At 37.1% G+C, this 13,248-nt stretch carries 7 protein-coding genes and 1 pseudogene; 1 reads left to right on the top strand and 7 read right to left on the bottom strand.

Annotation, left to right across the window (positions count from 1 at the left end; genetic code table 11):
* Positions 1–23 precede the first annotated feature (23 nt).
* Together ACIQZD_RS06310 and ACIQZD_RS06315 are read right to left on the bottom strand one after the other, a co-directional pair.
* Complete coding sequence (locus tag ACIQZD_RS06310; protein WP_402899569.1) at positions 24–4,127, bottom strand: non-ribosomal peptide synthetase family protein; 4,104 nt, start codon at positions 4,125–4,127, stop codon at positions 24–26.
* 124 nt (positions 4,128–4,251) lie between these two features.
* Positions 4,252–5,280, bottom strand: coding sequence for a hypothetical protein (locus ACIQZD_RS06315; RefSeq protein ID WP_402899572.1), 1,029 nt, complete (start codon positions 5,278–5,280; stop codon positions 4,252–4,254).
* 1,456 nt (positions 5,281–6,736) lie between these two features.
* Between ACIQZD_RS06315 and ACIQZD_RS06320 the strand changes: the two genes are divergently transcribed.
* Entirely contained in the window at positions 6,737–6,865 is a 129-nt protein-coding gene (locus ACIQZD_RS06320; protein ID WP_255256698.1) for a hypothetical protein, read from the top strand.
* A gap of 306 nt (positions 6,866–7,171) precedes the next feature.
* On the opposite strand, the gene ACIQZD_RS06325 is transcribed toward ACIQZD_RS06320, so the two are convergent.
* From ACIQZD_RS06325 to ACIQZD_RS06345, 5 genes and pseudogenes are all read right to left on the bottom strand, one after another.
* The gene (locus ACIQZD_RS06325) at positions 7,172–8,536 is read right to left on the bottom strand and encodes a sodium:solute symporter family protein (RefSeq protein WP_402899575.1); all 1,365 of its coding nucleotides are present in this window, start codon (positions 8,534–8,536) and stop codon (positions 7,172–7,174) included.
* A gap of 287 nt (positions 8,537–8,823) precedes the next feature.
* On the bottom strand, positions 8,824–9,438 hold the full coding sequence (locus ACIQZD_RS06330; RefSeq protein WP_402899577.1) for an undecaprenyl-diphosphatase: 615 nt from the start codon (positions 9,436–9,438) through the stop codon (positions 8,824–8,826).
* Between the two features lie 432 nt (positions 9,439–9,870).
* Positions 9,871–10,392 (bottom strand): P-loop NTPase family protein, encoded by a 522-nt coding sequence (locus ACIQZD_RS06335; RefSeq protein ID WP_402899579.1) that lies wholly within the window; start codon positions 10,390–10,392, stop codon positions 9,871–9,873.
* Positions 10,393–10,534: 142 nt separating this feature from the next.
* Positions 10,535–11,581: pseudogene (locus ACIQZD_RS06340) on the bottom strand (alkene reductase); the annotation flags it as partial.
* Positions 11,582–11,799: 218 nt separating this feature from the next.
* Positions 11,800–13,227, bottom strand: a complete 1,428-nt coding sequence (locus ACIQZD_RS06345; protein WP_402899582.1) for an MDR family MFS transporter — start codon at positions 13,225–13,227, stop codon at positions 11,800–11,802.
* Positions 13,228–13,248: the final 21 nt, after the last annotated feature.

A 13,248-nucleotide genomic window follows, 5' to 3' on the forward strand; every position in this document is an offset into this window, starting at 1 on the left:
CTAAAAACCCTTTTTCCTTAAATTTATACATATCTTAAAGATGCAACTTGTTCCATAATAATCTTAGCAACATTTTCAGCATTTGGAGATTTATAGATCGTAAAATGTTGAGCTGGAACTGAACGCACTGTTAGTTCCCCAACCAAGTAATTTTCCCAACCTACAGTGGTATCATGCTCATTTTCTTCAGCTCGTATAAACAGAACTTTACCATAAAAAGATCCTGATATATTGTACCGATGAATAGCGACATTATTTGCTTCCCAAATTCCCAAGCCACTCTTAACATCCTCAACTTCTGCATCCATATGGAGATGACCGCCATCTTTTCCTAAGTTTAAAAGGAATTCCAATAGTTCTTCTTTGTCCATGAGGGTTAACTCATCCGGATTAAACTTATCATTAGCTCCATTTGTAAACTTTAAAGCATATGATTTAACAAACTCCATTTTGTCGAACTCACGAGCTTTACTGAAATGACAGTCTAATAATGTTAATAAACCAACGTCTCTTCCTTCAGCCTCAAAGGAACGAGCTATTTCATAAGCCACATTACCACCGAACGAATAGCCCGTAATATAATAAGGCCCTTCATGTTGAACAGATAGAATATAAGAAGCATATCGTTTAGCCATATTTAATAAATCATCTTCATATTTATCACTTTCAGGAATCTCCGCACTTTCAATTCCCCATACGTCAAACATTTCATTTAATTCCGCAGCCATTTCTTTATAACACCAAAGTGCTCCGCCAGCTGGGTGAATAAACCATATTTTTTGACGGTTCTCAGCTGGTGAAACATGTACTACGCCATTAGGTTTAATGGAGTTTGTTATAACATGAGCTATTCCTTGTATAGTGGGATAATCAAATACAATGGATACTGGTAAAGTTAGCTCGAATTTCTTATTTAGCTGAGCAATAAATTTCATGGCTAACAACGAATGGCCACCTATTTCAAAAAAGTTACTATTTAAATTGTCGTCTGAGTTTCTGAAGATATCCTTCCATATGTTTTGAACTTTCATTAATGTTTCTTTATCCGCATGATAGTTTTTGTCATTTTCTATCATTGTAGCTTCAATACTATTTTCTTGGATTTCAAATTTAATGGTTTCATCAGCTATTTTTTGCATTTGAGAGATCCATTCTTGCTTCACTTCCGAGATTACATGATCCGTAAACAAATCATTACAGTATTCTATTGTGAATGTTGAATTCTCTCCATCATGTTCTATGATAAAACTAAGATCGCATTTGGAAGTATCACTTAAAACCGATTCCATTTTAAATTGAGTATAGGGTTGCTTTTTCAAAAATCTATTATATACAAACATAACTTGAAATAGTGGCCGATAGTCACTATTTCTACTCTTTAGAACTGCAGGAATAATTTTTTCAATGGGAATATGCTCAAACTTTATTATCTCCGCATAATCCTGTGCAATCTTTTCGGAAATACTTTTTAATGTAGCATCCTCAGTAAAGTTAATTCTAAACGGAACAACATTAACATAATTCCCAATAGCTTCAAAATCCTGTTCGTAGGTTCTATTTGCTACTGGTACCCCAATGCAAATATCTCGTTGACCACTCATTCTAGCAAGGACATAAGCTGCCATTGCTAGATGAATGGAGAATTCTGTAATTGATGTATTCTGACAAAAAGAAAGTATCTTTTGCTCTAGTTCTTTTGGCAGCGAAAACTTTATATGATTACCATTTATTGTTTGGGTACTCCCCTTCATCATACTTGTTGAAAATCTTGATTGATTCGGAATCTGTTCTAGATACTCCTTCCAAAATTCAAGGCCCTCACTAAAATCCATTGAATTTTGATGATGTGCAAATTGAAAGAATGCAGCATTCATTTCCGTATTTTCCACTAGATCGGTTTCAATAAGTTCATGCAACTCGTCTACAAATAACTGGGATGACCAACCATCAACTATTAGATGATGGAAAGTTAATAATAAATATTCCGCCTTGTCAGTACTAAATAATGAGGCACGAAATCCTCCCTTATTTAATTCAAACTTCCTTTCTGCTTCAGTTTGAATTACTTCTCTTAAGCCCGTTTCCTCAACTGTTTGTTCACTTATTTCAGAATTCAGCGAACTGTCATATTTCTGTATATAATCACCATTGTTAGTTAATATAATTCGTGATGATAAAATCGGATGTCTTCTTCGTAAATAGGAAATTGCTTTTTTTATTTTTGTAGTTTTACCTTTTTCAAAGTTTAACAGAAATGCTATATGATATTGAGATGCTCCTTTTTCTTGTTCAAAGAATAGTATTCCCTGTTGTCCCAACGATAATGGAGCTTCAAGATTAGCATCAGATTTTCGGTTTATCTTTTCCAATTTCTTAGGTACTACAGCATTCTTGCCATTCTTTGAAATATTCGTTTTCAGATAATCTGCTTGTTTTCGAATTGTTGGATACAAAAAGACAAATCCATGTGTTAACGATATTTGAAACTCAGCGGAAAGAAGGTTTGCTAGTCGAATTGCCAGTAAAGAATGCCCTCCTACTGAGGCAAATGCAGTTGTAGCAGAATAAACTTTTTCTCCTAAGACATCTTCCCAAATATTCGCAATGACTTGCTCCCATTTATCATGAATACCGCCAAAATCATTATTACTTCTAAAAGGTATTAAAGATAATTGTCGTCGATTCATTTTCCCATTCTCTAAATAAGGGAAACTATCCATCTGGACAAAAAAATTAGGAATCATATAGGAAGGCAAACGTTTTTCAATATAGCTTCTTAAACCAATCTCATCCCAAGTCTTAGAATCACATCGTATATAAGCAACAAGCCATTGTTCTTCGACTTCTTCACGAACCTCTACAACTATGTCTTTAACGAAAGATACTCCTCGTATGGTTTCTTCAATTTCACCAAGTTCAATACGAAGTCCTCTTAACTTTATTTGTAAATCTTTACGTCCTCGAAATTCGTAATTACCATCTTCTCTAATATAAACAAGATCTCCAGAGAGGTAAGACAATTGACCTGTAGAAGGACATATAACAAACTTCTCTTTTGTAACATCGGGAAGACCAAAATACCCCAAAGCTAGACCTTCACCAGAAATCAGCAGTTCCCCTTCGCAACCAGCACCTAATAAATTCAACTCTTCATCGACAACATATACTGAAGCATTATCGATTGGCTGTCCCAAATCGATTTCTCTAAAAAGATGATTTTCACCTGGCAAACAAACTCTATAAGTAGTATCAATAGCTGCTTCAGTAGGACCATATAAATTTATAATCGGTATTGGTAAATTCTTTTGGATTTTATTTACTAATGATGTTTGCAATGATTCACCACCGCAAAACAAAAGGCGCAAGGATGTAAAATCGGATAATAATTCTTGTTCTGACAATAATTTAAGTACAGTTGGTACAAACTGTACAACTGTAACTTTATGCCTTTTGATATCAGTTGCAATATCAAATGGGTTGGATGAACCGATAACCATAGTACCACCAGACGATAGTGGTGCAAATATCTCCCAAACAGAAGCATCGAATCCCGATGCAGTTTTTTGTAAAAAAACATCATCCCCAGTCCAAGAAAATTCTTTTTGCATCCATTGCATATGATTGACAATGGCACGATGCGGAATAACTACACCTTTTGGTCGTCCGGTAGAACCCGATGTGAAAATGATATAGGCTGGCGTTTCATTATTAATCAGAACCATTGGAGGATCTTCCGCCCTAATTTTAGAATGCTCTCTTAAATCTATTGAATTCCGATTAAAGGTTAAATCAGGAACGGAACCATCAGTCATTAATACATTAACCTCTGCTTTTTCAATACAATATCTCAGTCTGTCTAATGGATAAGAGGGGTCAAGTGGTACGTAAGCAGCACCCGCTTTTAGCGTTGCAAGCATGGCAGCTATTAATGAAATGGATCTTTCTGCTGCAATGGCGACCCGGTCTCCTTCGTTAATACCCTTATTTACAAGCAAATGCGCGAGAGCATTTGCCCAACTATCCAATTCCTTATATGTTATAACCATATCTTTATCTTTTATTGCAATTTTATTGGGATATATAGTTACCATAAGTTCAAAAGCATTTTGAAGAAACCTATTATTCATAATAATTTAGCGTATTGGAAAATCAATAACGCTGTCCTCCTTTGGGCAACTTAGTATGTATTATAAATTCAAAGCTATTAGAGGAATAAACCTGTCGGGAGCTAACTCCCGACAGATTTATTATTTATCCGTTTACAATGCAATCTGTACCATCTACATAGTGCTCTTTATGTTCTTCTAAACTCCACAAATTAACGGTTTTCATTATCCAACGAGTTCTTTGCTTTTCCACATCCGTGATTTTTTCAACATCCTTACCATGAATAGAATGATTGTTTGACAAGGAAATGAATTCACCCGCTTTTAGTAGGTGTGGAGCCTTTAATTCATGTAGTAAAACTTTTATTTTATCTACAACTACCTGGGCTTCTTCCGTAAGACCAACTGTCCGATTTTCAAAATATGCAATATCAAATTCTTCTTCATTCAATAGGATGGCGTGATTTTTTGCACGCCCTAATTCAGTACGATTACCATATGTCGATAAATCATCAAAAGGTGTATAGAAGAGTTCTTGACGCATCAAATTTAAATCAGAAGGATCAAGTTTCTGAATTAAATCAATATTTTTGACGAATGTTGTAAAGATTTGATTTCCTTCATAGGCCCTCATTGATAACATATTCACAAAATCAGGCCGAACGAAATGATTTGCTAAGTCTTTATGGAATCCTAAAGCTACCAGTGCTTTTTGTGATTGTGTTTCTGATAAAGATTTCATGGGATAAATATCTTGAAAGACATCGCCATCATTTACATTTATATATCCAATAGCTGGCATTTCCATGACTTGAGCATAAAATTGAAGAAAACCTTCCCCAACATATGTTTTTTTAAGCTCTCTTTTTGATTGAACTGGTGATTCATGGTCAAAAATAGGAACATCTTTATCTATAGGGCAGTTTTGCAGGTATAAGTATGGTTCTTCCTTCCAAATCCTATTGCCGGTAGCTTTTACTTTTTCCACAATATCTTTTATTTCAACATCGTTTTCGACAATGTTTTCGATTTCTGAACGAAAGGAAGTGTAATCTTCATAAGGATTACATTTTAAATCCAAAAATTTATTTGTAAGAAGTTGATTCTCTGCATCTGTAAACACATAATCAACTTTTAATTTATTCTTCGTACGTGCATTAGTATCTACACCCATTAACTTAGCTCCAATCTATTGATTTTATTTTTACGCAGTAAATCACTAAAGTCTAGATGTGAAAAAATCTAGCAATCTTCTGAATAATAGGGCCCTATTAATATGTAAATACGTAATATGATTGCTGGTGCTACCAAATTTTAACACGATAGTTTTCAGAATTCAACGAATGTTAAAAAAATAAAACTTCTTGCTCATTACCACTCACATTAGAGCTTTTATTTCTAATATGGCAATGTCATGATTCGTCATTTTCCGAACACCTGGCATGGCAGTGTTACATGAGATCAAAAGGAGGATTTGGTGTTTTATGATGCCTGATTTATGGTGATGGATTGCCTGGTTGATAACAGTTAAATCTTGAGAAATACAAGAAAATGCTTAGCTAATTAAACAACTCTTATATGTGATTAAGTTAGGGCATCTAATTCAACCCGGAATCGACTTTTTCTACTTTTTTTAATCTGTGTAGTAATGAAGTGTGAGGAGCATTCCTTTATTGACCTTATCGAGTAATGATACTAAAACCCTCGGAACAGAAAAGCAACGTTGCGACTTTCTACCTGGTTTGATCACTGTAAATGGAACAGGAACCTATGACTGTAATTTTGAGTGGATAAAAGTAATCCATAAGTACATATTCTGTCCTTAAGTTAAAGCATGATGCCCCTTACCCAAATCAGTTATTGGATTCCCAAATAGCAAGCGAAATCAGGCGTTATTGAAAATATTGTCCACGTAAAATAGCCCTCCTTCATCTACATGGGGATTCATCAGTTGGCATGGTGAACGCTCCTTTTTCAACAAAATCTTACATCCAGAAAAACAATGGCAGGTAATCTAACAAAGAGGAAGATTTTGTATAAATTCATTAGTATAATTGATGAAATTACAATAAGAAAGGAAAGATCACTATGAAGATGCTTATACTTGCTTTAAAAAAGAATGCCACATGTATCCTTGAAATCATTTATCTGTATATACTGTTCTTTTTTTCAGAGCTACAAACTACTACTGCAAGCTTATTAAAAATAAAGTAAGAACTATGTAATTTAACCCTCTTGAATGAACTTATGTTAAAAAGATCCTCTAGTTCCCAAACATTCCTTAAATTTTTTATTTCATTTTCATAATTAGAACTTTCAACAGTCATAACAGCCAGTTTGCACACTTTGTCTATGTTAAATCCCTCAAGGGCGAAATGCAGATCGATAAACTTGGAGGTCCGACAAGCGTTTTAGGACTTTAAATCAGACCTCTGTAACTCAATCTAACCAACCTGCAGCTGAGCCCCTTTTTTCAATAGGTAATGATTATTCCACCTATCCTCCTACTGAGCTACCTTACTAGCCGTGAATGAAAAATATCACTTGATAAAGATGTTCCTTTCAAGTGAAAAACATAAGTTCACCAAAAAGGGACAAACTGTATTTGAAAAAGAAAGGAGATGTTAGACATGACAAAAAAATTTAATAAAGGCAGCCGTAACCAAAATTCACCGCAATTACACGGGCAAGCTCCTGTTAGTGGGGACAACAGCAAAGGAAATAAAAGAAATAAAGATCAGAGCTCTAAAACAGAGTAACTAAATGAAACAAACCGGCCATATTCAGACCGGTTTGTTTCATTTGCAGATAATCTTCTTAGTTATTTGGCAGAAAGCAATCAAATAGGACAATTCTCAAAGTTACCCCTTCCCCCTTTAATCCAAAAATGGAGACTCGCTTAATTACCCTGTGTCCACTGGACACCTTTGATTCCAAAAAGTCCAATTCATTATTAGCGTTATCCGAACTGTAAATGCAGTCCTACAAAACGCTCCCAGAAAAGTTTAATTGGAGGGCATTCGCTTTTCATATACATATCGGAAGTGAATTTAAATTCGTGTGAGTTAGCTATTTGATTCTTTTTGCATTAGGATCTTGTCTACTGTTGATGTATCCAAATCATCAGTATCTTGATGAGTATAAGTAAAGTTTTTTGTCATCAGGCTGACCACCACTAAAACAACAATGTTAACAAATAGGGCAATAATTCCTACATTCAGATCTTTAATTGCTTGAGGAAGATAAGGAAATAGTTGACTGATTTTTATGTTCCCTAGTTCCATAATGGAGACTAGTACTCCTCCTGTTATAATCCCTGCAAATGCTCCATGTTTGGTTACAAAATTCTTTCTCATCAAACTTGCGAAAAAGGCAGGAGCAAGTTGTGTAATAAAATTATAGGCGATTAAAGCGAGACTAAAGAGGGTGTTTCCACCTTTAAAGGTCAAGTAAATCCCTACTAGAGAAATAAGCGGAACCAAATATTTTACCAGTTTTGCAATTTGATTTTCCGTTGCAGATGGAGTGAATACGCTGTATACATTTTTCGCAAGCAATGTTGATATAGACATCAACAGCATGGAACTTGGGACTAGAGCGGCTAACACGCCAGTACCACCGATTAAGCCTACAAACCATGGATCAAATTCTTGTTTAGAAAGCTGCAGCAAGATAAGGTCGGCGTCGCCGCCTTTTAATCCAGGCATCTGTAAGATCGCTGCAAACCCGACAAAAAAGGCAAACAATAAAATCAATTGGTACATTGGCATTAGGATTGCGTTTTTTCGTAAAGCTTTTTCGCTAGAGGCAGCATATATAGGGGAAAACCCGTGCGGCCACATATAAAATCCAATAGAGCTTAATATAACAGTGGATATATACCACGAAACGCTCATTCCCTGATTTGGAAGTATGGTATAGTTCGGCTTTGCCTGTTCAACGGCCTCATACATAGGTTGAAGACCGCCATAATAATGAAGTGGGAAATAAACTCCTAAAAATACAACAACGCCAAGAATCAGAATATCCTTCAAAATAGCTGTCCTGGCAGAACCGTGAATACCGGAAACCATTACAAAAATGGTAACACCAATTGCTCCAACCCAAATGGCAGCTGTAGAAGAAATGACCCCATAGGATGTTGCAGAAACGATATATCCTAAACCCTTCAATTGCAGGACTAAGTAGCAAGTACAAGCTATAACACCTATTACAGCAACAAGCACACCAAGATATGGACTTTGATATTTTTTCACAAAAAAATCAGATTGGGAAACTAATGGGTGTTTCTTTGCATACCTCCAGATTGCCGGAAATGTCCAATAGGAGATGACTGTAGCCAGACAGCCATATGTCACGATACTAAAGATGGAACCACCTTCCCCATAAGCCGAACCACTTGCACCCAAAAAGGTAAAGGTAGTATACATTTACCCCTTTAGTTCTAGTTCCATAAGAAAAAGGTTGCCGCAGCAACCCTTTGTTTTACTATCGACCTTTTAGTTGAAGAATGGTTAAAACTAATGGATAATAATTCTTTTATCAAAAAACATCAAAAGTTTTTCTTTTGTTTATAAATACATCATTTTCTGTCCTGCTCCATTTGCTTCCTGCTTCTTTCCGTTCGGTTCTTGAAACAAGACTTATAACAACTAGTGCAAGTGAAACAATGATCGATTTGGTCTGCTAATCTGGTAGTATTTCAAGTAACTCTTTTTTAAATGTCCTTTGACTTACCCTTCTTTTGTTTGGATAGGGCAAATAGAATGGATTGTTCGCCCTTCTCGTGATTTCCAAAAAATTCCTTAGTCAGACTTAACTTAAGAACAATTTGGTAAACGATTGTGGCTGAAACGATACTTATGATGGCTCCGACAAGAACATCTGCTGGATAATGGACACCTACCCAAATTCGCGAAATACCTACAAGGACAGCCAAAATTCCCCATAAAAACCCCCAACCCCTTTTGAATAACCAGAAGGTTATACAAAAGGAAAAAAATATAATCGTATGGTCGCTTGGAAAGGAATTATTGACTGCTTTTTCAACTAACTTATTAACGTTGGGCAACTCAGCAAATGGTTGATAATTCGTGTGGAATTGCCCTGCTATTTTCGCCCATATTTCTGAGATAACCAATGTAATAATTGCACAGATTACCATGATTCTATTTTTATTTCTTCGAGAAAACAAAAATATCAGGACAGCCAATACTAAGAAAAAAATCATGTATTCAGCGATGAATACAAAGAAAGGGTTTAAATCGGGGTATTGTTTACCTAGATTATTAATCATTCTAAACAATTTACTATTCATTTCGGACAAAGCCATTGAAAATTTCCTCCTGATTGTATTATCGCTTTAACCTTTATTAAGCTCCATTATGTATATAAGATGAATTCAATTAAATCTATATTTTACATCTTTAAGTAAGAAAGTCCATCATCAACATTCAGAATAAATGTATTCCAATACTCAAGTACAACAGAGACTCCTGCGGGGAAAGCGCGTCTAGGGAGACCCCGCAGGCGCAAGCCGAGGAGGCTCCCTGACCGCTCGCGGAAGCGAGTGCCTGCAGCGGAAACATATTGTACAAGCCATAAAAAAACTGAGGCTAACTCGATTTCTTCGAATTTGTCTACAGTTTCAGGGATTTTCGATTGGAAGATCCCTTTCCATTTGGGCTTTATATTAATTCCGAATTTTTGTTAAGGGCAGTTTCTGAAATCTCTAAGTGTCATCAAAATTAAGTGATAAAAAAGCTTATCCCTTCATATTCAACAAATATCCTTCAATTTCGGGCTTGCTTTTTAATATAACTATTACCTTTTCAGGGTCACTCTTTTGAAGATTTGCAAATTTGATTTTCATTTCTTTCTTGCGAGGAAAGTAAGTGGTCATGATAAATTTAATAAACTGCCAGTCTAATTTTTCATTGCAGCCTTTCCCCATATCCGGCCTTGTTTTACCTATATTAGACAACCAACGTTTTATCACCCGGTAAAGACAAACACTTAGAGGAAGTTCTAAATAAATTATCGTATCGGCAAGCTTCGAACGTAAATGAAAAGAATTACTATAATTGCCATCCATTATCCACTTGTCATGACTCAATACTTCCTTCTGAGCAGAAATAAAATCCTCTGAAGGAGCTTCAACCCAGCCAGGCATCCAGTAGAATGTATCCAAATGATGTACATCGATATTCAAATTATCTCCAAGTCTTCTTGCAAAAGTAGATTTTCCGACACCCGCGGACACTCCGATAACCATGATACGTTCCATTGATATACCATCCACTCTCCCCTTTTAGGTTCATAAGAAAAGGCGACCCTTCTTGAAGAAGAATCGCATCTGTTATAGAAAAGGAAGTATGGTTGCTGCGGTGTCCTGTCATGAACAAGCCCTTCCTTATATCTTATCTCTATTAAATCAGTTGCCCTAAATGTTTCTTCGCCTCGTAATCAACAAGTTTTTCATCCTGTTTAATTCGTGCCAGGTAATCCGGGTTGGCTATAAGCGGACGTCCAATCGCCGCAACGTCAATGATGCCTTTTTCCAGTGCGGCTTCTGCTATTTCAGGATCAAGCCCTCCCACACCGACTATAATTCCATCCCAGTGGCTGCGTACCAATTCATGCATGGTCAATCCTCTTGCAATCGGTTTGGTAAATTCCATCGTGGATGGGTGAATCATTTTGACTCCTGTTTCATTGAACGCTTCAATAAATGTTTGGATCGCTTTTTCAGGGTCTTCCCACATGTATGACGGCTGGTCAATTTTCAAAGCCGAGAAACGAATAAGGGTACGTTCCACTCCAACCGCATCAATAACTGCTTTTAGCACTTCCTTCATAAAAGTCAGGCGCTGTTTTAAATCACCACCGTACCGATCGGTCCTTTTATTGGAGGTGTCAGAATTGAACTGATCTATTAAGTAGCCGTGTGCACCATGAATTTCAACGCCGTCAAAACCAGCATCCATTGCATTCTTTGCAGCTTGTTTATATTGGTTCACAACTTCTGCAATATCCGTCTCTGTCAATTCTTCAGGAATGTCAAAAGGTTTGCCGAATCGTGAAACCTTACCTTCTGCAGCGATAGGTGACGGAGCCTGCGGAGGAAGTCCTCCTGCAATTTCATGGTGACTTGCACGGCCCACATGCCAGATTTGCGCAATAATCGTTCCGCCTTCTGCGTGTACCGCTTCCGTTACTTTTTTCCACCCGTTGATTTGCTCTTGAGTATATATACCGGGAACTCCAGGATTGCCCTTTGCTCTTGGTGAAATCACTACACCTTCAGTAATGATAAGTCCGATTCCATCTTGAGCCCGTTTTCGGTAATATTCTACGGTCAGGTCATTCACAACACCAGTTTCGTTATCGGCAAACGACCGTGTCATAGGAGCCATTGCCGTTCTTGTTCTTAAGTTCCATGCACCTATTGTTACAGGTTCAAACATTTTGGTTTTTATTGTTTTCATTTAAGTCCCTCCTGTTAACCGCTTTACCTGAGCTAAATTTTAGTAACTATCATTGTGTAAGATTATCCGATAAGTGGTTAATTTTCAAATAATTCACTCTGATTTTAGAGCTTTTGATAAAATATGGTAATAAAGGCCAATAAAAAAGCCAGACAGAGAAACTCTTTTCCCTGCTGGCTAATTTATTTTTCTTTATTAATATCTTATTAGTCTCGTGCTGTTCTGATAAAAAAAGACACGATCAAACCAATGATTGCAAGGACAAGACCGAAAATAAAGGCATCTTGAACGCCTGCAGTCAATGAACCGCTGATGGCAGATGGATCGAACGGATCTTCTGCATTTGCCATATAATTTTTTTGGGATGCTGACATGATTGTAATGGCAACGGTTGTACCGATGGCCCCCGATACTTGTTGCAATGTATTCATTAGAGCCGTTCCATCCGGATAAAGATTTTTCGGCAGTTGATTCAGCCCATTTGTCTGAGCCGGCATCATGACCATCGAAACACCAATCATAAGTAGGGAATGCATGACGACTACCATAATGATCGTCGTTTCAGTCGTTACGTTCGTCAAGGTCCATAACATGACAATCATGATAATGAAGCCAGGGATCACTAACCCTCTTGGCCCGAACTTATCAAAAATGCGCCCCGTAACCGGAGACATGATACCATTAAGCACTCCACCCGGTAATAGTACCAGCCCAGCAGAAAAAGCAGCTAATGCAAGCCCTGTTTGCAGGTATAGCGGTAAGAGAATCATGGATGACATGATGATCATGAAGGTGATGAAGACGGTTATTAAACCTAATGTGAACATCGGGTATTTAAAAACGTGCAAGTCAATCATCGGTTTATCCATGTTGAATTGTCTTACAGCAAACAGGAAGAGCGCTATAAGTCCGACAATGATCGTGGATAGAACTATCGCATTGCTCCATCCTTGTTCTCCGACAATACTAAAGCCATAAACAATTCCGCCAAAACCAATGGTCGATAAAATAATGGATGGTACGTCAATTTTAGGTTTGGTGATCATTGAAACGTTTTGCATATACTTGAGACCGAATAGTAAAGCGATCACAAAGAACGGCAAAGATACCCAGAAAATGTAATTCCACTTCAGGTTTTCAATAATCAAACCTGAAACTGTCGGCCCGATTGCTGGGGCAAACATGATCACCAGCCCCATCAATCCCATCGTCGCTCCCCTTTTATGAATAGGGAAAATCAATAAAATGGTATTGAACATGAGAGGCAATAAAAGACCCGTTCCGATTGCCTGGATGACACGGGCTAGCATCAAGATGCCGAACCCAGGTGCAATTGCTGCAATGAGCGTCCCAATGATGGAGAACACCATTGAGGCAATGAATAATTGACGAGTATTGAACCACTGAATCAAGAGTCCCGAAACGGGAACCAATATCCCCAATGTTAATAGGTAACCCGTTGTCAGCCATTGCACGGTGGAAGGACTGACATTGAACTCTTGTATTAGATCGCCCAGCGCCATGTTTAATGCCGTCTCACTGAATAACCCAATGAACCCTGCAATTAAAAATGCAATTAAAATGGGAGTCGTTCTAATGACTGGTTTTTGTTGCTGAGTTGCATCTGTAGACATAAAATATTTCCTCCAATTACT

This window comes from Peribacillus sp. NPDC096447, assembly GCF_044762725.1.
Lineage (GTDB): Bacteria > Bacillota > Bacilli > Bacillales > DSM-1321 > Peribacillus.